Annotated in this window: 17 protein-coding genes; 7 read left to right on the top strand and 10 right to left on the bottom strand. The window is 26.7% G+C overall.

Features of this window, described 5'->3' with window-relative positions; translation table 11 throughout:
* Nucleotides 1-30 precede the first annotated feature (30 nt).
* Together JMO20_RS09955 and JMO20_RS19845 are read right to left on the bottom strand one after the other, a co-directional pair.
* Nucleotides 31-837 (bottom strand): ABC transporter permease, encoded by an 807-nt coding sequence (locus JMO20_RS09955; protein ID WP_202709484.1) that lies wholly within the window; start codon nt 835-837, stop codon nt 31-33.
* On the bottom strand, nt 830-1,000 hold the full coding sequence (locus tag JMO20_RS19845; RefSeq protein WP_207753482.1) for a sulfonate/nitrate/taurine transporter ATP-binding protein: 171 nt from the start codon (nt 998-1,000) through the stop codon (nt 830-832). The genes JMO20_RS09955 and JMO20_RS19845 overlap by 8 nt, the downstream gene beginning before the upstream one ends.
* A 445-nt stretch (nt 1,001-1,445) precedes the next feature.
* On the opposite strand from JMO20_RS19845, the gene JMO20_RS09950 reads away from it, so the two are divergent.
* Entirely contained in the window at nt 1,446-5,144 is a 3,699-nt protein-coding gene (locus tag JMO20_RS09950) for a YobI family P-loop NTPase (protein WP_202709483.1), read from the top strand.
* Between the two features lie 76 nt (nt 5,145-5,220).
* Nucleotides 5,221-6,369, top strand: a complete 1,149-nt coding sequence (locus tag JMO20_RS09945; protein WP_202709481.1) for a hypothetical protein — start codon at nt 5,221-5,223, stop codon at nt 6,367-6,369.
* A 31-nt stretch (nt 6,370-6,400) separates the two neighbouring features.
* Here JMO20_RS09945 and JMO20_RS20365 read toward each other — a convergent pair whose 3' ends face one another.
* Together JMO20_RS20365 and JMO20_RS09940 are read right to left on the bottom strand one after the other, a co-directional pair.
* Nucleotides 6,401-6,535, bottom strand: a complete 135-nt coding sequence (locus JMO20_RS20365) for a hypothetical protein (protein WP_279380098.1) — start codon at nt 6,533-6,535, stop codon at nt 6,401-6,403.
* A gap of 166 nt (nt 6,536-6,701) precedes the next feature.
* Entirely contained in the window at nt 6,702-8,324 is a 1,623-nt protein-coding gene (locus JMO20_RS09940; RefSeq protein ID WP_202709480.1) for a recombinase family protein, read from the bottom strand.
* A gap of 221 nt (nt 8,325-8,545) precedes the next feature.
* On the opposite strand from JMO20_RS09940, the gene JMO20_RS09935 reads away from it, so the two are divergent.
* Complete coding sequence (locus JMO20_RS09935; protein ID WP_202709478.1) at nt 8,546-8,710, top strand: hypothetical protein; 165 nt, start codon at nt 8,546-8,548, stop codon at nt 8,708-8,710.
* A 49-nt stretch (nt 8,711-8,759) separates the two neighbouring features.
* Here the strand turns inward: JMO20_RS09935 and JMO20_RS09930 are convergent, their stop codons facing one another.
* The 6 genes from JMO20_RS09930 to JMO20_RS09910 form a co-directional block, all read right to left on the bottom strand.
* Complete coding sequence (locus JMO20_RS09930; RefSeq protein ID WP_202709477.1) at nt 8,760-9,530, bottom strand: hypothetical protein; 771 nt, start codon at nt 9,528-9,530, stop codon at nt 8,760-8,762.
* 352 nt (nt 9,531-9,882) lie between these two features.
* Nucleotides 9,883-11,469, bottom strand: a complete 1,587-nt coding sequence (locus tag JMO20_RS09925; protein WP_202709475.1) for a recombinase family protein — start codon at nt 11,467-11,469, stop codon at nt 9,883-9,885.
* Nucleotides 11,435-13,036, bottom strand: coding sequence for a recombinase family protein (locus tag JMO20_RS09920; protein ID WP_202709473.1), 1,602 nt, complete (start codon nt 13,034-13,036; stop codon nt 11,435-11,437). The genes JMO20_RS09925 and JMO20_RS09920 overlap by 35 nt, the downstream gene beginning before the upstream one ends.
* A gap of 6 nt (nt 13,037-13,042) precedes the next feature.
* Entirely contained in the window at nt 13,043-13,165 is a 123-nt protein-coding gene (locus JMO20_RS20360; protein ID WP_279380097.1) for a hypothetical protein, read from the bottom strand.
* A gap of 172 nt (nt 13,166-13,337) precedes the next feature.
* Nucleotides 13,338-14,135: a RecB family exonuclease gene (locus tag JMO20_RS09915; protein ID WP_202709472.1), complete on the bottom strand. Its 798-nt coding sequence runs from the start codon at nt 14,133-14,135 to the stop codon at nt 13,338-13,340.
* A 98-nt stretch (nt 14,136-14,233) separates the two neighbouring features.
* On the bottom strand, nt 14,234-14,698 hold the full coding sequence (locus JMO20_RS09910; RefSeq protein WP_202709470.1) for a helix-turn-helix domain-containing protein: 465 nt from the start codon (nt 14,696-14,698) through the stop codon (nt 14,234-14,236).
* Nucleotides 14,699-15,018: 320 nt separating this feature from the next.
* Here JMO20_RS09910 and JMO20_RS09905 point away from each other — a divergent pair, with 320 nt between their 5' ends.
* From JMO20_RS09905 to JMO20_RS09890, 4 genes are all read left to right on the top strand, one after another.
* Entirely contained in the window at nt 15,019-16,530 is a 1,512-nt protein-coding gene (locus tag JMO20_RS09905; protein WP_202709468.1) for an ABC-three component system protein, read from the top strand.
* A complete protein-coding gene (locus JMO20_RS09900; RefSeq protein WP_202709467.1) occupies nt 16,502-17,263 on the top strand; it encodes an ABC-three component system middle component 1 in 762 nt (253 codons plus the stop codon). Before JMO20_RS09905 ends, JMO20_RS09900 begins: the two co-directional genes overlap by 29 nt.
* Nucleotides 17,253-19,748, top strand: coding sequence for an AAA family ATPase (locus JMO20_RS09895; RefSeq protein ID WP_202709465.1), 2,496 nt, complete (start codon nt 17,253-17,255; stop codon nt 19,746-19,748). The genes JMO20_RS09900 and JMO20_RS09895 overlap by 11 nt, the downstream gene beginning before the upstream one ends.
* A 331-nt stretch (nt 19,749-20,079) precedes the next feature.
* Entirely contained in the window at nt 20,080-22,266 is a 2,187-nt protein-coding gene (locus JMO20_RS09890) for a cold shock domain-containing protein (RefSeq protein ID WP_202709463.1), read from the top strand.
* The last annotated feature ends 352 nt before the right edge of the window (nt 22,267-22,618 follow it).

The following is a 22,618-nucleotide window of genomic DNA, read 5'->3' as shown; positions in this document are numbered from 1 at the left end:
TAGGTAATATCATAGTACTTCTAATAGTCTCTATCTAGTAAACTTTTTCTCAATAAAGGCAACTATCTGGTACATTAGTGATGCTAAAACAGCTAAAATAATAACATTCATCATAACTAAATCTAATCTAAACACCTGACCACCATATACAATCAAGTGACCAATTCCACTTTGAGAAACTAGAAACTCCCCAACTATTACACCTATCCAAGAAAGTCCTATATTTACTTTCATAGTACTAATCATAGTAGGGATGTTAGCTGGTATAATTACCTTTCTTAAAATCTGATACTTTGTAGCCCCGAATGTTTTAAGCATTTTAATTTTATCCTCATCTACTGCCCTAAATCCATTGTATATATTCATAATTGTTATAACTATTAAAACGGCAATAGCAGTTGTGATAATACCGGAATACCCAGCACCAGCCCAAAGTATAATTATAGGAGCTAAAGCTGTTTTTGGTAGACTGTTAAGAACTACTAGGTATGGGTCAAGAACCTTAGAGATAAAATCTGACCACCATAACAATATAGCTATTAATATCCCAAGCAGGGTACCTACTACAAAGCCTATTATTACCTCCATTAAAGACACCCCGACATGATGGAATAATGACCCGTTATAAAGATACTTTACAAACAAATCCCAAATGGCGCTAGGATAACTTGTTAGCCATGCATCAATCCATTGCATTTGAGCAGCTATCTCCCATAGAGCTAAACCAATTATCAATATTGCAATTTGAGTTATGTGAACTGTTTTATTACGTCTCTTAATCTTTCTAATAAACTGTGTATGTTCCTTTGATATATTTTGATTTTTTTTCCTAGACATGAATATCAAGCTCCTTCCATATTTTATTGAAGTAATGCCTGAATTCAGGAGCTTCTCTGCATTTCATTGGAGATTGTTCTCCATTGGGACAGGTTAAAACAATATCAAATACCTTTTTTACAGTAGCTGGTCGGTTAGATAAAACTACAACTCTGTCTGCCATGGATATAGCTTCAGGTATGTGTGGATAAAGATATAAATAACTAAATATAACTAAACATTAAAGACTTTAGAATAGTACAATATTAGAGTTATATTAATAATTAAGTACTATGCTATTTGCTAAGGAAAGAATGAAAGCTAAAATTGAAATAATTGTCAATACATGTATTTTTATGGGATGAAAGAGTTGATTTTATGATCAGGGAATAATATACTAATAATTAATAGATGTTTTCCATTAAATGTTAAACAATGAATTTGAATAACCATTATTAAATTATTTGCTAGTTTATCATAGTACTTAAGAGGTTAGAGGAAACTGTAGAATAATTATCCAGTTTTATTATAAACATTACCTTGCCTCCAAAAAGCTGATGAACACTTGTATATATTAAAAATAAAGACTATTGTATAGGGATAATAAGTATAACTAGGGGGAAGGAAAAATGATAGTTGTGTTCTTTAAGTTTATAACAATATTTGTATCTAATAAACTCATAAATTTGCAAAGGAAACTACAGATGTCATGGAAAAAACTAGAATCATATGTAAAGAATAGTGCTAGTGAAGAACAACTACCATATACGAATTTAGCTCCAATAGATAATGTTGAGAAGAAGAAAAATTATATAGATGCCATCAACTATGCATTAAAAGATCAAAATGTTTTTAATATTGCTATAACAGGAACTTATGGGTCAGGGAAAAGTAGTATTTTAAAGACTTACTCTAAAAACCATCCAAGTTATCATTATATTAATTTATCGTTAGCTACTTTTCAAGATGATAAAGAAAAGAGTTATAATAGAAAACTTGAAGATAAATTAACAATAGAAAAGAGTATATTACAACAACTTTTCTATAGAGTTAAAACTAAGAGGATTCCGTACTCAAGATTCAGAAAAATAAAGAACATAAAACTAATAGATATTATTAAATGGATATTTATTATACTTAGCGTTGTTATTTCGGGAATATTGATATTTTTTCCATCAACTATACCTAAAGTAAAAAGCAATATATCTGTATTACAAGATAATGGTTTTACAAATACTCACTTAATGATTTTATTTGTTGTTTTCGTAATAACAACTTTTTTTATGTTAACTGCTTTCATAAGTACACTACTGAAAAGAGTGAAATTAAGCAAAATAAAAGTACAGAGTACTGAATTGGCTTTAGACAGAGAAAATAATGAAGATAATGACTCGGTATTTAATAGATACTTAGATGAAATTCTATATTTTTTTGAAGTTACTAAATATAATGTTGTTATAATAGAGGACTTAGATAGGTTTGAGGAAATTGAAATATTCACAAAATTACGTGAATTAAACACGCTCATTAATAATTCTGAACAAATTAAAAGAAGAGTAGTTTTTATATATGCAATTAAAGATGAAATTTTTATAAATAAAGAAAGAACAAAGTTCTTTGATTTCATTATACCAGTATTACCTGTTATAAATTCATCTAATTCGAATGAAAAATTATTTAAGAAGATTGAAGAAGCTGGTTATGAAAATATACTATCCAAATCATTTATAAACGATATTACAGTATATATAGATGATATGAGAATATTGAATAATATTTTTAATGAGTTTATTATTTACTTGAAAAATCATAGTAATATCACTTTAAATTCGGAGAAGTTATTCGCAATGATTGTATATAAAAACATATATCCTAAAGACTTTGCAAGACTACAATTTAACCAGGGATATACATCTGAGATTTTTAATAAGAAGAAATCGTTGATTTCTTCTTTGACCAAGGAATTAATAGGTAAACTTTCTGAATTTGAGGCTGAGATTAAAAAGTATGAAAAAGAACATTTAAACTCAGTAAGAGAGCTAAAAGCTGCGTTCATATACTTATTAAGAGGTAATAATACAAGCATACGTGAATTTAATGTAGATAACACAAGACATCAAATAAACCAATTTTATGATAGACAGGATGCTTTTAGTATTCTTAAAACTTTCAATAGAATAGTTGTAATTAATAGCAATGGAACTTGGGGTAAGAGCTATACTCCTTCTGATATGATTAATATGTCTCCAAATAAGATAGGATTTTATGAAAGAGCTAAAAGGTTAGAATCGAAAACGGAATCCGATATAGAAGAAATAAAGGAGAAAATTAGCAATATAAAAAGTGATTTGCTTGAAGTTAATTCGTGGTCATTATCTCAAATCATCGAAAAAGTAGGTGTTGATAGTGTATTTAAAGATGATTCACAAGAAAACAAATTAAGAATTTTTTTACTAAGGAATGGATATATTGATGAAGAATATCATAATTATATAACTTATTTTTATGCAGGAAGTATGACTTATGAGGATAAGAACTTTGTTTTAAGTATAAAAGATCAAGAAAGTTTAGGTTTTGATTATAAGCTTAATAATATTAATACTGTAATAAGTAGATTGAATAGAGTTGAGTTTAAAAGGCCAGAAATATTAAATTATAGCCTTGTAGATTATCTATTTAAATATAGAGACTATGAAAATTACCAAGAATATTTAAATCTAGTATTAGATCAGTTGTCTAATGAGAGTAGATATTCTGTCGATTTTATAGACTCTTTTATGGATATTACTAAACATAAAGATATATTTATAAAACTACTATGTAAAATTTGGGATAATATTGGACAAGCTATAATAAATGAGTCAAGTTTTCCTGCTAAAAGGGTTAAAAAGTATATAAGAGATATTATAATCTATGCCGATTTTGACAGTATTCAAAGTATAAATTCAGATAAAGTTTTAACTGAATATATTTCAGAAACGAACGACTTCATTAAATTGATAGAAAAGACAGACTATCAGAAGGTGGAAAAGGTATTCAGCCAGTTAGAAGTGAAGTTTATTGATATAGAAGATACTTTGACTCAATCGAGGCTACATGATTATATTTATAGGAATGAATTGTATCAAATTAACATTAATATGATTATTCAAATAGCACATAAAAAAGAAGGATGCAATCTCCAAGATTTATATGCTAGGAATTTAACATGCATTATTAACTCCAACAACAGCTTACTCTGGAACTATATTGATAATAATATGCAGGTTTATATAGATAAAGTTTTTTTGCAACTTCCAGAGAACAAATATGAAACACAGGATATATTAAAGATGTTACTAAATAGATCAGACATTGATGAAGAGAGTAAAAAACTAATAATAGATAAAGAAGAAATAGTACTTAATGATATTACTTCTGTTGATGAAGAATTGTGGAGTTATTTAATTAATAATTCAAAAATAGATGTGACTTGGAATAATTTGATCAACTATTTTTTATATGCTGAAAAAATAGATAATAGCATGATTTCATTTTTAAATAGTGAACAAAATTGTAGTATATTATCAGAGACAAAACTATTCAAAAAAAATCAATTTAGTGATGAGGTATATAACAAAATTTCAAGAGCAATTATTCATTGTGAAGGTATTAAAAAGAACATATTTATAAAACTAACTAAAAGTATACCTTATGTTTATACTCAAATAGACACGACTAATATGTCACATACTCGAGTAGAGGATTTAATTAGTTGTAATTTAATTAAACTGACTAAAGAGACCTATGATAATATAAGAGAATTTCATAAAGATAAAGTTATTTTATTAATTGAAAAGAATATTGATAAGTTTTTGAAAGAGTTGACACAGTATAAGATAGACAGTAATGATATTACTAATATATTACATTCTAAAGAAATTAACTGTTCTAACAAAGTTAAAATTTTGCGTGGCGTAGATATTAATGAAATAGCTAATACTATTGATGAGATAAATTTGATATACGAGGTTTTGACTAACTGTAAATCTGGTTCTAATCAAATTAATAAACCTTTATTTAAAAAGCTATATAAGGGACTTACTACAAAAAAATTGAAAACTAAATTATTAATAGATCAAATGGTAATGTTAGAAGATGAAGATATTACTGATTGTCTAAATAGCTTAGGTAAACCATATTCACGAATTACTAATAAAGGTGAAAATCCAACGATAATGGACAGTGATTTGAATAGATCACTTATTAGTAAGTTGGAAGATAATAATTATATTAGTTCGCACAAAAAAGACAGTGGTAGAATACGTATTTATACAAAGCGTAAATAGATTATTTGAGACTAGGATAACTAGATGTAGTAATATTTAACTATTTCAATAGATTAGTATTTAAAGGGAGAAGATTATGAAAATTACTCTAATTACTTATCCACAAAATAATATTAATGAGGAAATAAAACTTCTAAAGACAGCTTTATTATATGCTGATAAAGTAGACTTGTGTAGTTTTACAAGTTCTGGAATCTTGCCATATTTATTTATTAATAATTTAACATGGCAAGATAAAATAAATGTATTAGAAAATCTATTGCCTTTTTTTGAAACTTTAGGTAAAAAAATAAATGATGATGAAAAAACAGAGTTTCTTTCTTTTTTAACAAAGTTGAAAGGCTTTTCAAGAAAACAAAGACGTACAAAAGAATTTAAAGATACTATAAAGCAAATTGATAAACTATTAAATCAATTAAATGAGAAAGGAACAGAGTTAGCTGAAAAAACAGGTGTCATAAACCTAAAAACACCATTTGAGCTAGGAAATCTAAACTTTGTTGAACTGTATGATGCTATAGACATTAATGATTTTCAAGATTTCGATATAGAAAATGTTACTGATAGTATGGTAGAGAGGTACTCAAATAAAATATTAAAAAAATACACAGATTTTATAAATGACACCATTGTAAAAGATGCTGAATATCCTATGTTTGATACTAAAACTAGTAAAATCGTGTTGAATAGGGAAAAAATTAATAGTCACAAAGGTTATGATTCTATCAATAAAGAATTTACTTTAATGCATAACTTGTTTCAAAATCTCCCAACATTTGAAAACTTCTCTATAGATGAAATACTTGATATTAGAAAAGAATTGAATAATCCCTTGATTAGATTTAGAAGTGGTTTAAGTGATTTATCTGAAAAGGTTGATAGTATACCTGATAGTAATGATTTTAAGTATGATGTTGATAAGATATACCGTAAGTATATAGCAGATCAAATACTAGAAATTGAAGAGTCTATAAAAGAAAATAGTTATCTTCGGAAGTTCATGTCTACTGTTGTTAAAGAGTCTATTAAGTCTAATACGATTATAACAGGAGCTTTTGGATTTGCTATATCAAATATCTCATCTGTGTCATTAAATCAAGCAGCTGTAGTTGGTGGTTCTATAATGGCATCCAAAGCTGCTAGTGCGTACCTTAAGTTCAAGGAAAATAGTGAAGCAATTAAGAAAAATAAATTGTTTTTTTACTATAAACTTAAAAATTTATAATAACTCTTATTGCTAGCAAAAAATAATAAGTCTAATGCTTATATTTTATATCTTCTTGGATTATTTTCTTCTTAGCTTTTACATCTTTGAGCATTTCTTCATATATTATATCTGCTAGTATACTAGCAATTGCTTTTTTCTGTTCAATACTTATAGGTATTTTCATGAAATAAATCTCCTCTCATTTTATTGTAACAATATGTATTATACACGAGATAACTAGTAGTATGCACAAAGACTAAAGAAGTCTAGATTATAATTTGTTTTAAGTTAATATGTTGTGAAATAAATATGTTACTGGGTAATTAAGATCCTCTTTATTTCACAACATATTAACTCATTATATCTATCTTTATACTAACCCCATCCCACCAAATTTCACCAATAATCTTTGATAGCAATTTCTTCTTTTCTTTAAATTCTAGCTTAGCAATATTATCTGAAAAATACCTTATTAAATTAAACAGCTCATCAATTCGTTTGATTTCTTCATTAATCACTTTATTTGACTGCTTTATATTATTTAATTTCGACTCAATCTTCTTGATTTTATTATCAAACTCCTCTATCTTCTCAATTATATATTTAGAAGCTTTAGATTCTTTATTTTCTGCTAATTGAGCTGTAAGGTTACTTACTGCTCTTTTATGATTTTCTAGTTCTCTTAACAGTGTTTCTTTCTGATACTTATCACTGGATGACTCAGTTACAATTCTATTTTCCATTGATTTCAACTGCTTATATATTTCACTATTTTTATAGTTAATTTTCTTTATTTCATCTATAACATATTTATCTGCTAATCGGCCATTAAGGTTTTTTATATTGCACTTGTTACCTCGTGATCTTTCCTTAAGAGTACATTTGTAGTAGTGATAAATATTATTGTTCTTTCTAGAAGAAATAACCCTTAGTTTAGAGCCACAATTCTTACAGACTAATAAAGGAGTAAGTAAACCAACATTACTAGTACCACTTCTGGGAGCCTTTTTACGGTTCTTAATAAGCTGCTCTTGAACTTTAATCCAATCATCTGAAGGTATAACTCCTTTGTGTTTTCCAATAGCTACAATCCAATCTGATTTGTCTTTCTTAGTAATCGTTTTTTTTCTTTCATCATGTTTGTTAAATACCATTAGACCATGGATTCCATCAAAGTCATCTATATTATTGGCTATATCAGATTTATGGTTTTGAAAATACTTATGTATTTGTTTATCTGATATTACATAGACTGGATTACTAAGTATCATTTTCAATGCACTTATATCAAAATCATTACCAGCTTTAGTTTTAATATTATTTTCTAATGTCCAACTTTCAAGTTGAGTTAATGAACCTAACTCAAGATATTTATTATAAAGAGACTTAATTAGTTTTAATTCTCTATCTATAGAAGAAAGTACGTACATCTTCCTAGTTATTCCATCTTTATTTACATATTGTTTGGGTTTACTAGTATATCCAGTAGGAGTATTACCACCTAACCATCTTCCAGTTCTAGCTAGTTCATACATATTATCTTTGATTCTTTCAGCAATAGTTTCCCTTTCTAACTGAGCAAAAACTGAAGATATATACATCATAGCTCTACCCATAGGTGTTGATGTGTCAAACTGTTCTCTTATTGAAACAAAATCAATATTATTTTCCTGGAGGTTTTCTATAAGGGAAGAAAAATCTGCAATATTTCTACTTATACGATCTAAACGATAGCATATCAAGACATTAAACTCTTTATTTTCTGCTGCTTTAATCATTTCTTGAAACTTAGGACGTTCAGTATTACCACCAGAGTATCCTTCATCTTCATAGATTAATATTTCCCCTACTTGAAAATGATTATAAGCATATTCTTTACAGAGTTTTATTTGATTTTCAGTAGATTCTCCCTTACCTGTGAATTTTGATTTACGAGAATAAATAGCTATAGTAGATATAATTTTCACCTCCATGAAACTATTTTCATATTTATTGTTTTAAGAATTGATATTAGATATGTGTTGTACCTTTTATCAAAATATGAAATAAGAGACTATTATTACATCTTATGCCAGTACTATAGTAGTAATTATTTATTAATTGATTTAATGGAAATATTATATTTAATCATATAAAGGTTTCAAAGAATAGTACAAACTTCCCTCAGAATATCATTTACAAAGGGGGAAGAGTAATGGAAAGTAGAATAAAAGTTGAAGTGAATATATTAGATAAGGACAGAGCAGAAAATTCCATGGGAAATGCAATAGCTGAATTAGTAATTGATAAAATCAATAAACTTCCTCCTGATCAAAGGTTAGAAGTATATAAAGGATTGCTTGAGAAGCTAAAAATATAATTATATAAAGTAAGCATTAAAAAATCCTCATTCGCGTGAATGAGGATTTTTAGTTATTTTCATTATAAAGACTGATGAGTAATGCTGTATTAATCGCCAAAGATGCATTGTTTTTTATACCATAAGACTGTGATATTTGCTTTAACACTCGGTCTCTAATTTCAGTATTTATATTTACCGACTTCTTATCTTTTTCACTTGCATAAATGCTGATAAAGTCATCTGTCATTTCTCTAATCTTATTATATGGATTATTTGTCTTGAGTGCTGACATAAAGTTTTCAACCTTCTTTAATCTTGTGTCGATTCTTTTGATATTATTATTTAAGGTATCTAAACTATTAAGTAAGAGAATTTGAAAGTCACTATATTCTCCACTATCATAAGTGGGAAGATCTTCAACATCAAAATTTCGTTCATCTGAGATATTAGACTTAGAGTTAAAGTGACTATCCTCCTTGATATTGCAGAAGTCACCTTCAACATTAATATTGTTATGACTAAGATCCGAATCTTTTTCTATAAGAATGTTTTGCTGAGAACCTTCTATTTCACTATTATTGAAAAGATTTAATTGGCCTGCCAAGTTTTTTTTATGAGACTTTTTCTTCTTTTTTACATATTTCTCATATTTGCTTAATTCTTTATTCCATTGTAATTGAAGTTGTGTTTTTATTCTCCTACTTAATGTTCCATACTCAATTTCAAAATTTAACTTTTTATTTAAAAATTTTGAAATGTAATTAGGGTTTTTATTTTCTGAAACTAATTTTTCAACCTCTGTTAAAATATCTGAAGGAAGCAATTTATTATACTTCATAGTCACTCACACCCTTAATAATATTATTATCTTATTAAAGAATATGTTGAAATGACTAGTGTTTATACCAATATAAGTAAAATAGTACAAGTAGTAACTAAAATTTCATTTGATTTTCCAAAACAAAAATGAAAAATTATAATAGAAAGAATATGAAAATTAGCAGGATAAATAATATAGGATATAGTAGTTATAAAAATGTAATAAAAAGACTTGAAGTTAGATAGGTGATCTGTCTGTTGCAGTATACTGAAACAGACAGATCACCTCTACTAAATCAATAAATATCGACAAAGATTTACTCCCTACAGATAGTATTTTCACGTTACTAGTAGGGAGTATCAATTTACGATTAATTTAATCCCAATTGGGATTTAAGCACAATTTTAAGTATTAGCTTTTTATCTGTATTAGTTACTATAACTTTATCAACTAGAATGTCTAGTAGCATTCTTTTTCGTTCATTCTCTAATTCATTGAAATCTTCAATGAAGAAATTTTGAAGAGCTGAACTTAATTCAGTCATACTATTAAAGTAAGTGTTTTGTAATTGCTCGATTCTTGATTTCAATAATTGAAGATTATTTAGCTCTTTTTTTAGCTTCGTTTTTTCACCTTCTAAAGTCTCAATAATCTCATCTATCAATGCATCATCTAGTAAAGTATCTATTTTAACTAACTTTGATTGTTTTCTTTCTATTTCATTGATGATCTTTTCTAAGTTTTTAGTATTTTTTTCTTTTATCTCCTTTGTGATAGAACTATAATACACCCAAAGTTTATCAGTCTGCTGGTATTTCATTATATTTGTAAACTCATTTATAAAAATATTTTCAATAAATGTTTGTCTTAAGATTAGTTCAGACCTATTGTTACTCTTTGTGATGCATCTATATACACATTCCCTTTGTTTTCCGTACTTATCCTTACCATAATTCTTGGGCTTCATTAGATTTCCGCAATTACCACATACTAATTTATCTCTTAGTAGATAGGGAGTACTATAGTATTTAGCATCTTGGATATTAGACTTCTTATTTCTAATACTTACAGAGTTTTCCCAATTAGTTTTGCTTATTATCCTAGCATCTTTAATACTTCCAGACTTTATTATTTCTTGATTTGTATCTGGATTCCTTTCTCGGCTTCTTCTATTCCATACAATTTGACCAGTATATACCTCATTGGTGAGGATTGATTCGATTTTGCCTTTAGTCCAGTTAATGGAGTTATCAACTCCATTCATTTCCTTAGCAATTCGTCTATAGCTATAGCCAAACTTATTATAAAAATCAAAAATCTTTTGTACATTTATCATTTGAGATACAGAAGGTTGGAGAAACTTATTACTATGCTTTTTTTTGTCTAAATAACCGTAAGGGGTTTGGCCACCAGGCCATTTGTTGGTTCTTATTGCTTGCTCTTGACCTTCTTTTACTCTAACAGAAATTAGGTTAGCCTCTAGCTCTGCGACACTACCTAAAACTAATTCTATAAATCTATTAATCTTATCTGAGTCTTTATTAATAGTTTCGTTCGTTTTAGCATAGTGTACAGAAATATTGTGTTTTTTCAAGAAAAAGTTCAAAGCTACAAACATTTCAAGGTTCCTAACCAATCTATCTCTATCATAAACAATTAGATGTTTGAACTTATTTCTCTTTACCAATCTAATAATAGTTTGTAGCTCTTTACGATTGTTTAAAGCTGTAACTATATTACCTGTTATATCGAAGTTTTCATCAGGAATCTTTGATGCTGATTTTGATTCTTCATAAAAATCAATGATTTCAAGATTATTCTTTTCTGCATATTTCTCAGCAGCTAGTTTTTGAATCATAATAGAGTTACCTTCTTTTTCTTGTCTATCTGTTGATACTCTAAGATAACATACAGCTTTATTATTAATTATTGTATTTGACTTTGACTGAATATCCATTTTTATTTGAATACTTTCTTAGCACCACCTTTACACAGAACTTTGTAATTAGTGTATTAATCAACTCCCAGTTGTTATTTAAATATTCACTAGATAATTCATTAAAATGATCTGTTAATTCTATTTTGAAAAAGTCTAGATTGTTTATCTTATAATCAAGAGAATCTAATTTCTCTCCAAGGTCATTGACTTTAAGTTTTAAATCTTTTTGCTCTTGCTTTATAGAACTAATTTCTTTTTGGATTATTTCATCACCAGGATCTTCAATGTATATATCAAGGTTTCTTCTAAGTTGTTTTTCATTTATTTTCATTTTGGACCTAAGGTTATTAAGTTCAATATTAGCTTGTTTTAATTTAGGTATTAAAATATCTCTTATAATGTCTACATCAATATCAAGGAGAATTTTATTTGTAATTTTCTTAAATAGCAATAATGGCTCTAATTCTATACACCCATTAGGGCACTGATATTTATTTTCTAATAGTTTAACTTTGCCTTTGCAAGAGCTACAATAAAGGATGTTTTTAAACAAATAATTCTTTGGTTCTATTGGAGAATCTAATTTAGATTCAAAGTGCTTAATTATTGCCTTCTCCCAAGTGCCCTTATCTATGATTCTATCAGTATTAGAAGTTTCCACGTAGAAGTCTTTGAAATTTACTTTATAGTTATTAGCTTTATTATCCCAATAGATTGTTTCTACTAATGGTACTTTAGCATCCTTCAAAATGTACTTTGCATACACTGGTTTCTCTATTGTGGAATAGACCTTTTGGTGGTAAAATGTTAGAATTTCTTTTGTTCTCTTATTTATGATTTTATGTTTATTAGTATAATCATTGATTATTTTCAATAGGTCTTGCATCATGAACTTTTCATCATTATGAATATTACTATCTAGCTTTAGATAATTTTCAAATATTAGTTTGATAAGAGAAGCTTCTATTTCATCTCTTTTATATAGTTTGTTCTTAGTTTTTACAAATCCTAAAGGTACGTATTGTCCACTGGAATATTTGCCATTTTCCCTTGCTATTTTTTTACCTCTTGTAGTACGTTCATTAATGTTCTCAGGCTCGAGTGTTCCAATAGCCATAATAATATTTTCAATGAAATTAGATATGTAGCTTTGATTTGATTTGTCAAACTCACCTTCATTAGCATAGATTACATTAATATCGTTTTTTTGAAATATTTTTCTTATTTTCATGAAGTCTTCCATACTTCGAGTTAAACGATCTCTTCTAGTAATTATGATATTTTTAAACATACCTGCCTTAAGATCATTTAATAATCTTTTGAAATTTTTACGTTCATCAAAAGGAATTTTTCTTCCAGATTCTCTATCATAGTAAACATCATAAAGGATAAAATTTTCTTTTTTTAGTCTCTTTTTACAGGACTCAATTTGGGATTCTATTGAGTTTGTTGATTTCTTTATAGATTGTCTGGCATATATTACTGCATAATTTTCTGGAGTAAAGCATGTTAAAAAACTATTATCTTCAAGTTGCTGGACTTCTGTATGAATGCTAGAAAACTCTAAAGATTTATGGGGTTCCATGTTAACCTACCTTTCTAATTGAATCTTTTCCTCATAATAGTCAATGATGAATTCCACAAACTTTTTGACTGCTTTTTCATTTTGTTTATATTCAATAGAAACATCTATTTTCTTTTGTTCTTTTTTCATTTTCTTCTCTCCCTATATATATTCAGATTGTGAAAATTTCATTATAAAAATAAGAAATTTTAGCTTTAGTATAAAACAAGATACCATAAAAGCTGGATTTCTAATAAAAATTCAATGATAATCATATAAAATCGTGTTAACTTTAGACAAAATTCTTTATAAAATTTAAATCTTAAAAGATGTTTTCGTTATAAGTTTCATTTTCAAAATTTTTTATTTTATTTAAAATAATTAAGTTTTCGTTTTTCAAAGGATCACAAACATTAAAGTTTTCACATTTAGATTCACAATATGCATCAGGCCGACACTCATACTCAGACTTACTAATAATTTCATCGCATAAGCTTAAAACATCATTTGTACATTTAGCAATAAAACTTTCATTTACTTCTTTAGAAATCTTCTTGTTTTCAGCCAAGTAATATAGACTAACTACACTAGGATAGTAACCAAGTTTAGATTTAGCTAACATTAGATATAATGGTAACTGCAAATTATCAATAGATGATATACTCTTTGATGTTTTATAGTCTAATATTTCAGTTGTTCCATTTTCATTTTTATACACTTTATCTAACTTACCACATAAAGTATAATCTTCTTTATTTAAATAAATCATTTCCTCAATTATAAGGTTATCGGAGCCTTTATCCTGAGGGTTTTTAAAATAATTAGTTAACATCTCTAACCCCCATAATCCAAATTCTCTTTCCTCATCTCTGGAGTCATATCCATCTCTAATCCAGTTTTTTCTTAACAGATTATGAAGATTATCTATGGTTCTATATTTATTTTCAGTAAGCTTATTGAAGTCAGCTAAGGTTAAATGCATACTGTTACCAAAGGCCATATATTTATTTGTAATCTTCTGTTTAGGGTTGATCTTATCTATATACTTATATTTAAATCTTCTTTGGCAGTTCAAATAGGTTGATATGCTAGTTTTACTTAGATATAAGTTGGTTGACATTTACTACACCTCCTTGCTAATAGGTTGTGTAGATTCATAAAAACTATTCATTTATATGAAATAAGTTTCATATAAATAAAAGACATAAAAAATAGTCCCTATGAAACAGGGACTTTAGCATTGAAATTATCTAGTTTTTTTATAAAGTTGAGTTGCTCTATCAAATGATTACTTATGTAATTAATAGCTTCTTCATTACAGTCATACTTTGCTGCTACTAGTATGAAAGTCTTAATGATTTTATTGAGATGTTTATTTAGTTCATGTATTCTTTTTGAACCATCACTGATATCTTTTGTTAAAGTAGAATTAAGTTCTTCTAATAAAGCAAGATCATCTAGGTTAATAGAAGTAATGTCTAATAGTTGTATAAGTGAAACATCTAATTCTGCAGCCATTTTAAATATCAACTCTAGTTTGAAAACATCATGTCTTCCATTTTCTATGTTATTCACAAGACCTGTTGATACACCAATCCTTTTAGCAAACTCAGGTGTGGATAATTTTTTGTTTTTTCTGTACTTTCTAATATTTTCTCCAAATTCTTTATATATCTTAGGCATGTCCGATACCCCCTTATTAGGAGTATGGACAAAAATAGGAAAATATAAACAGAATTAATTTATACTATATTTAATATTTCAATTGATATTAAGAAAAAAACTAAAAGCCATTATTTAAAGCTAATAAATATATAAAATACTTAAAATTATAATCAAGAAGGTATGATATTCTATAAATTATGTTATTAAATTTAAAAATAAGGAACTAAAAATCGACAAAAACATATTTTTTTCAACAAAGGACTAATAGAATATAATGTTGAAGTTTGTAAATATAGCGATGAAATAATTTCATTTTTTGATAATGTTGAGGTGAGTAGATGAAAAGAACTTTAAGAGAAATAACAGAAATTGTGTTAGAAGCAATTGAAGAGTATGAGAGATGTGGAACAGACAAAGAAGCAAAAAAGAAAAAAAGAGATGAAATTGCTAACAAATATGGACTTTGGAAAGGTAAATTAACAGAGTGGATTGGTATTTACCATAAACATGGTAATTTAGAAGAACTTTTAGGTCATGATGCTACACCGACATGGAGTGGATATTTATATCAAGGACATGTAGCTCTATATGTAGCTCTAAAACATATTAATGAAAGTGACTTATGTTTAAGTTCTGATTTAGAAATAGAATGGATAGAAGATTTCTCATTAAAAAACAATTATGAAGATAACTATTACTATTCATTACATCAAGTTAAAGCTCGTAAGGGATGTAACTCCTCTGATTACACTACTGCTATTGATAGTATAAAAAAATTGATAGATCAGTATAAAGTCGAAAATTATCCAAAGGGGTACCTTCATTTAATAAAAAAGGTGCAATTTAAGGATGAATTATCTGACGATATATCTGTCTTCAAATATCAGATTGGAGAAGAAGAAAAAACATATTGCGATTTGGAAAAAATAGAAAAATTAATTGATGATGAAATACAAAAGTATTATTATAAATATAATATTGAGATATATCCTGATGATATTATGAATATTAGACTACAATTAAATCATAAAATAGACGAGTTAGTCCGTAAACGTCATCAATACATTGTGGATGATAGAGTAGATGAGAATGAAAAGAAAAACTTAAGAACTATTTCTTTATGCGAACTATGTAAGTTAATTTCTAGCAAGATTATTAAACAAAAAGATTGGGATATGTACTTAAGGAAATTGTTTGAAAAGAAGTACCAAAGCTATAGGGAAGATTTAAATGAGATATATGAGATAGAAGAAAATGAGAAAAAAAATAAATTATTAAGTAAAGCAAATAAATTAAATGACTTTATAGAACAATTTAGACATTCAGACATGTATTGTAATAGAATCAAAGATTTTTGCGTAGGAATCTCACCTCACCATTTAAAAGATAAAGATATTCGTGTGTATTACAATAATTTATTACAACTTGATTCTCTAAAAAATGTTTTCTTTGATATTGTTACAAAGACCCTTGAGCATAATATAGAAATAGATGCAAATGCGAGATTTAAGTTACAAGGTACTAATTATATGATAACCACAATTAATGAAGAGATTGAAGCAGATACCAAAAAAAGGTTACTTATAGAGAAGATTTATTCAAATATAGATAATGCTGGAAACTTATATAATGTAGACTCGCTTATTTCAAATAAAGTGAATATAACGAAAGAAGAAACTTTAAATTGGAGATCTAAATTTATGAATAGATACTCCCATAAAATAGGATTAGATGATAAAGAGGTTGTTGAAAAACACTTCATGGATGTTAAAAGTTTAGAAATTATCGATAAAAGAAGTTTATTTGAAAGGATTGAAGACTATGCAAAAAATAATAAAGAAAATATTTAATTCATTTGGGTATGAAGATATATTTTACAGAGAAAACCTGGAGAATGAAAAAAGTGAAGATAAAGAGATAACTTGTATGTTCTGGTATCCTAGAAAGGAATCTAAACTTAGTAACTTTCACATGATTATATTTTTGAAAGATACAGATATGCTTAAATTAAAAAATATTAAGAAAGAAATGATATATTATTTTAAAAAAGCTGAAAATAGACTTAATTATGCTTATGATATTGAAAAAAATACGAGTTTGATGGTATGTGTAGAAGTAGATAGTTTAAAAGAAAATTTCAAAAACAATGAAAATACTAGGAAACTTATATATGATGTTGAAGAAGATCCGTATATGTTTAAGAAAAATGTACTTCTCTATACTGATAAGCAAGTCGAGAGATTCAGTAACAAGTTTAATAAATCAAATACTTTAATAAAAGAGAAGTTATATTCTATAATTAATAACAATGATATGTTTAAAGAATTTAAGAAGAACCCTTATAAATCAACTTCATATTCTTTAGTATCATCACTGTTTATAAAGATTCCTTTCCTTAGATATGAGAGAGAAACGCGAAAATTAGATGATATCATACAAAAAATACATAACTTTATTAAAGACATAGGAGAAGATAAAGAGTTACTTGTAGATGAGATTGTAAGAAAAACTCAAGAGGAAATAAAAGAAATGGATGACTCAGAAATTCTGACTATGATTGGAGTGGACGTTAATGGGATATAGAGTTAAATCACTTTATATAGAGAACTTTAAGCTAATAAGTAAATTGAAACTACATTTTGATGGTTCGGATATGGTTATAATGGATGGACCTAACGGGTTTGGCAAGACTACAATTTTCGATGCAATAGAACTTGCATTTACTAATAAAATAAAAAGAAATGAAGATAATCTACTTACGTCTGGAAGTACAGGATACGATAAATTGTTGTATCACAAGGATGTAAAAAAGCCAATAGTTATAAAATGTGAATTGATTAATGAGAATAATAATATTAAGACAATTGTAAAATATAATGACCCTAAAAAACTAACAGGAAGGAAAGCTAAACGACCTGATAACTTTGATAATTTTGAAACTTATACAGCCAATGATTCAATACATGAAGATGATATACTTAAAAAAATAGAAAATCAACAATTAGAGTTTGAAGAAAATCCCAGGGAAGCCTATAAGTTTATAAATGGACAGCATGATGAATATTTCAACTTACTTTATTATATAAGTCAAGAAGATAATACGTACTATTTGAAACAAAGTGAAAGTGAGAGGGTAAATTACATAAGCTCAATAACAGATACAAAACTAGCTAATGATGAACTTGATAAAGTAAATACATTTTTTAAACGAGTAGGAAGTATTTATACAAGGTATAAAAATAAGAAAAAAACAAAATTATCTGAAATTCAAGAGATAAATAAAGAAATAGATAATGATGAAAAAGTCGATATTAGTTATAAATGTTTATTAAAACACTTAGTTGAAAAAGTTTACTGGGATAAGGAAGATATAAAGGTAACTAAAGATAATAAGGAGAAAATATATCGTGAGTTAGATGATATTGAAAACATAATAAAGTATTATAAGGATTATAAAAAATATTTTTACATAGAGGAAGTTAAAGAATACTCTAATGATATAGAGTTTTTAAAATGTACAGTAGTTATAGGACATTGGTTAAAAGATAAAGAAGAAGAATATAAAAAAATTAGAAATCTTAAAACTAAGATTGATAATTTAAAAGCGTACAAAAATTTGTTAAAGAAAGAGAATATAATTAAAAAACTGTCAGAAGATACAATTAAAAAAATTAAAAACATCTTGGAATGTGACGCAGAATATGACATGATTATTGAAAAACTGAATGATATAAAAGAAAAACAGAAAAATATTAATGGTATGGATGAGATCATTCAAAACTTAGATAACACAAGGGATGAAATTAAGAAGAATTTTAAAGTAGCTATAAGAAATAGTGATATAGAAAATAATGAATGTCCATTATGTGGTTATTCTTATGAGAGCTACAGAAAATTGTTAAGACAAATTGAAGTAAAGAAAAAACAATTTGAAAAATATATAAATGAAAATATAAATCAGATAAGAGATAAAAGAGATGAATTATATGAAGAGCATATATTAAAATTAGTAAAAAATATTGATATGTTTTTACAAAATGATGAAAATAATATTAGTGATGAGTTCTGGGGACAGATTAATAGATGTTATAACTATAAAGGGGAAAAATCTCATGAAAATAAAGAAGATAATAGAAAAAAAGTTCTTAACTTTATAAAGTGGTGTGATAAAAATAAAATTCAGATCAATGAATATGTAAATAGCGAAAGAAACAAGGTAGTAGATAGTGAAAAATTAGCTGCAAAACTAAAAAAGATTTTAGATAATAGCTATAATGAAATAAGTGAAGAATTTGAAAAAGAAAATAAAAAACTAAAGAAAAAAGAATTTGAAAATGTATTTAAAAATAAATTCAATGAAAGTGAACAGAACATTAGTAAGATGACAATCAGGGATGTAAGTAATAAGAGGAAATATATTGAAAAACAATATTTTGATGCAAGTTATGCAAAAAAAGAAAAATTACAAGAAGAACTAAATAAATTAAATAATGTGATTAACATAATAGAAAAGTGGACTAAAAATAAAAAGGAAGATGATAGGAAAGAAAAATTGGCATTGCAAAAGATAGTTGATGTCTATGAAAATAATATAAATAAGAGGAAAGAGAAACTCATAGAAGATATAGAAATTCCTTTCTATATCTATAGTGGTAAGATAATGCAGACATATCAAAGAGGCATGGGTCTATTTTTAGAGATGGGAGAAGTATCTAACTCTAAAACACTACGATTTGTTTCTGATATGGAGACAGGACACGATGCTTTGCATTATATGAGTGCTGGACAGTTATCAAGTATAATTATAGCTTGGATGCTAGCATTAAATAAAGTATATAAAAAACAATATAACTTAGAAACATTATTGATAGATGACCCAATTCAAACGATGGATGATCTAAATATTGCATCTTTAACGGAACTTTTAAGAAATGATTTCAATGGTAGACAAATTATTATGTCTACTCATGAAGATAAGATTTCTATGTATATGAGGTATAAATTTAGAATAAATGGATTAAATGATAAATCAATTAATATGAAAAATGAATTGACTAATGTGAATTAATTAGTTGGTCCTATGTGAATAAAAAGGACAAGTTAAATTTAGTAAAAATTTAATCTAAATAACATTTTTATTTTCAAACTCAAATGGGGATTTCATATTGCAATGTCAGTGTATTTTTTTAGTGTCGTAAAACGCTTCTTATCTTTGAAAAAGCAGATATAGAGCTATTTAAGTTTATCATGGATTGTGACAACAGAAATCGTATACATGGAAACATAGATTATCTTACTCCTAAGAGTTCGAAAACCTTGCAATAAAATAATACACTTTATTGCCTAATATATTGACATAAGTACATTTTAAATTTTATTAAGTTGAAGGGGGCTAGAATATGAAGGGAACAGTAGTTAAATATAATGAAAAAAAAGCGTTTGGTTTTATTGAAGGGGAAGATAAATCAGATTATTTTTTTCATATAACTCATTTGAATAACTATAAGAGCAAGGTAGTATTAAAAGAAGGGATGGAAGTTGTTTTTCATCCTACAAAAACAGAAAAAGGGAAAAGAGCAAATAATATTAGATTTTTAAGAGATTATAGAGTTGAACATCTTAAAAAAAGATTAACAAAAGGTAAGAAATCTAAATTGGTTTATAAAGGTACATATGAAGAGAAGAATATTTCTGAGAAGTTTTCTCAGTTTTTTGGTATAACTTTTTCAAGAGAAGAAAAATTTAAATCAGCTACTTATTATTTTAATTTTTTACAACCTTCAGAAGTGTATAGAGAAAGCTTTAACATGTTTAATGAAGTTTTGATGCTTTTTTCTCCATTTAGTTATTATGATAAGCGTGCGATGGACTATGTTGACAAGTTATTTATGGATTACTCAAATAGATTAGATCCAGTAGTAATTATTTTAATTAGTAAGGATAGAAATATTAGAGAAATTGTAAAGAAAAGTAATACTAATAATGATGAGACTAGAATAATAGTTCCATTTTCATATGATGAAATACTAGAGGATAAATTAGATACAAAATTGTTGCAGAATAGATTAAGAGAATACTTTTATCAACGTGATTTATTTGCAATGGAGTCTCCATTAAAGTCAGATAATTATTTTTATGGACGTTCCAATATAGTGCATAATTTCTTTGATAAGTATAGTATTGGAGAGCAAACAGGTTTATTTGGATTACGAAAGACAGGAAAGACATCAGTATTATTTGCAGTTGAACGTCTTGTGGATACCAGGAAAGGTATGAGTATATTTATTGATTGTCAAAGTCCAGGAGTATACAATTTGAGATGGTTTGAACTTTTAGAACATATAATCACTCGTATTCAAGATAAATACAGTCTTAAATTAGAGTCATTATCAACTAAATATAATGAGAAAAATGCTTCAGAGTGTTTTTTAAAATCCTTAAAAGAAATTAATAAAATTAGAAAAAAAAGAATTCTGATGATTTTTGATGAAATTGAACATATTACTTTTGAATTATCTAGAAGTGAAAATTGGACAAACGGTGAGGATTTCTTATCTTTTTGGCAAACAATTCGTTCAATTATACAGTCAGAACAGAATCTTTGTTCGTTTATCATAGCAGGAGTTAATCCTAAGATAACTGAGAATATATCTATAAAAGGTTTTGACAACCCGATTTTTAATAATGTTAGCACAACATATCTAGATTTATTTTCATTAGAAGATGTAAGAGAAATGATTGGAGAAATTGGAAGTTACATGGGATTATCATTTGAGGAACCTGTTTACTTTAAGTTGCATAGCTACTATGGAGGACATCCTTTCTTAATAAGAAATGTATGTAGTATATTAAACTCACATTTTACACAAAGACCATATAAAGTTACTAATAGAGATTTCGATGACTATAAGGAAGAAATTGATACTAAATTAATCTCCTATATAAAATCTATCTTGTTTGTGTTACAGAAGTGGTATCCTGGGGAATTTGATATCTTAAAAGATATAGCATTAGAGAATAAAAAGTCGTACACAGAAAAGATCAAACATAATGAGTTGAGTATAGTACACTTATTGGGGTACGGAATAGTACATAAAAGTAATAATAATAATTATTATATTGAAATTGATGCTATCAAAAACTATATGAATAGTAATTACAAGAATGAAATTATGCCAAATAGTCAAGATGAATTTAGAGAAGTTATTTCAAGTAGAAGAAATAACATAGAACTAAAATTAAGAACCCTTGTGAAGCAAACATTAATGATTAAATATGGAAAAGACAAGCTGAATGATATAGTTGAAAAAAAGATAAAAGTAGACATAGATTCAGTATTAAAACGTAGAGAAGATAAAAATTTAATTAATTCATTGTACTTTTCAGAATTAAAAAAAATTATACTTTCTGAATACCCAGCATTTAATAATATTATTACAATGGAAATAGCCCTTTTTAATGTAGCGATGGATAAAATTAATAAATATCGACATGTAGATGCTCATGCGGGTGATATAACCAAAAAAGAATATAATACACTACATCTTTACTTCACTCAGATCGAAGAAATGTTAGAAAATTTTTAATTGGATATAGTTTATATGAGTTTATTAAGAAAGATTTGATAAATAAGAAGAGACTATAACTGTAATTTATTTGGGTAATGAATTTAATATATTTTAGAATAGACTATTTATGATTAATATAGCAATAATGGTGAAAAGCAGTAGTTACATATTAGTGACTATTGCTTTTCAAGATTCATGAGTTTATAATTTTATTTAAATAAGTTAAATTAATGTATAAAGATAAGTAGATGCATTGGATGAAAGTAATAAGTGAAAATTTTTCTACCTTTATGTACACATAGCTTCAGCAATATCATGAGTAACCATCAAAGCAGTTTTCTTCTCTTTCTTAAGTATTTGCCCAATCTCA

It is taken from the genome of Sporosalibacterium faouarense, from assembly GCF_016765695.1.
GTDB classification, from domain to species: domain Bacteria; phylum Bacillota; class Clostridia; order Tissierellales; family VENL01; genus Sporosalibacterium; species Sporosalibacterium faouarense.
Note: the sequence above shows the minus strand (reverse complement) of the source record. Positions and strands in the feature narration are given on the sequence as shown.

What these genes read in the sequence shown, in the direction of transcription:
- JMO20_RS09950 (WP_202709483.1), top strand. Translation starts at nt 1,446, where the DNA reads ATGATAGTTGTGTTCTTTAAGTTTATAACAATATTTGTATCTAATAAA.
- JMO20_RS09925 (WP_202709475.1), bottom strand. Translation starts at nt 11,469, where the DNA reads ATGGATATTCAGTCAAAGTCAAATACAATAATTAATAATAAAGCTGTA.
- JMO20_RS20360 (WP_279380097.1), bottom strand. Translation starts at nt 13,165, where the DNA reads ATGAAAAAAGAACAAAAGAAAATAGATGTTTCTATTGAATATAAACAA.
- JMO20_RS09920 (WP_202709473.1), bottom strand. Translation starts at nt 13,036, where the DNA reads ATGGAACCCCATAAATCTTTAGAGTTTTCTAGCATTCATACAGAAGTC.
- JMO20_RS09935 (WP_202709478.1), top strand. Translation starts at nt 8,546, where the DNA reads ATGGAAAGTAGAATAAAAGTTGAAGTGAATATATTAGATAAGGACAGA.
- JMO20_RS09910 (WP_202709470.1), bottom strand. Translation starts at nt 14,698, where the DNA reads ATGCCTAAGATATATAAAGAATTTGGAGAAAATATTAGAAAGTACAGA.
- JMO20_RS09955 (WP_202709484.1), bottom strand. Translation starts at nt 837, where the DNA reads ATGTCTAGGAAAAAAAATCAAAATATATCAAAGGAACATACACAGTTT.
- JMO20_RS09945 (WP_202709481.1), top strand. Translation starts at nt 5,221, where the DNA reads ATGAAAATTACTCTAATTACTTATCCACAAAATAATATTAATGAGGAA.
- JMO20_RS09890 (WP_202709463.1), top strand. Translation starts at nt 20,080, where the DNA reads ATGAAGGGAACAGTAGTTAAATATAATGAAAAAAAAGCGTTTGGTTTT.
- JMO20_RS19845 (WP_207753482.1), bottom strand. Translation starts at nt 1,000, where the DNA reads ATGGCAGACAGAGTTGTAGTTTTATCTAACCGACCAGCTACTGTAAAA.
- JMO20_RS09895 (WP_202709465.1), top strand. Translation starts at nt 17,253, where the DNA reads ATGGGATATAGAGTTAAATCACTTTATATAGAGAACTTTAAGCTAATA.
- JMO20_RS09905 (WP_202709468.1), top strand. Translation starts at nt 15,019, where the DNA reads ATGAAAAGAACTTTAAGAGAAATAACAGAAATTGTGTTAGAAGCAATT.
- JMO20_RS09915 (WP_202709472.1), bottom strand. Translation starts at nt 14,135, where the DNA reads ATGTCAACCAACTTATATCTAAGTAAAACTAGCATATCAACCTATTTG.
- JMO20_RS09900 (WP_202709467.1), top strand. Translation starts at nt 16,502, where the DNA reads ATGCAAAAAATAATAAAGAAAATATTTAATTCATTTGGGTATGAAGAT.
- JMO20_RS20365 (WP_279380098.1), bottom strand. Translation starts at nt 6,535, where the DNA reads ATGAAAATACCTATAAGTATTGAACAGAAAAAAGCAATTGCTAGTATA.
- JMO20_RS09930 (WP_202709477.1), bottom strand. Translation starts at nt 9,530, where the DNA reads ATGAAGTATAATAAATTGCTTCCTTCAGATATTTTAACAGAGGTTGAA.
- JMO20_RS09940 (WP_202709480.1), bottom strand. Translation starts at nt 8,324, where the DNA reads ATGGAGGTGAAAATTATATCTACTATAGCTATTTATTCTCGTAAATCA.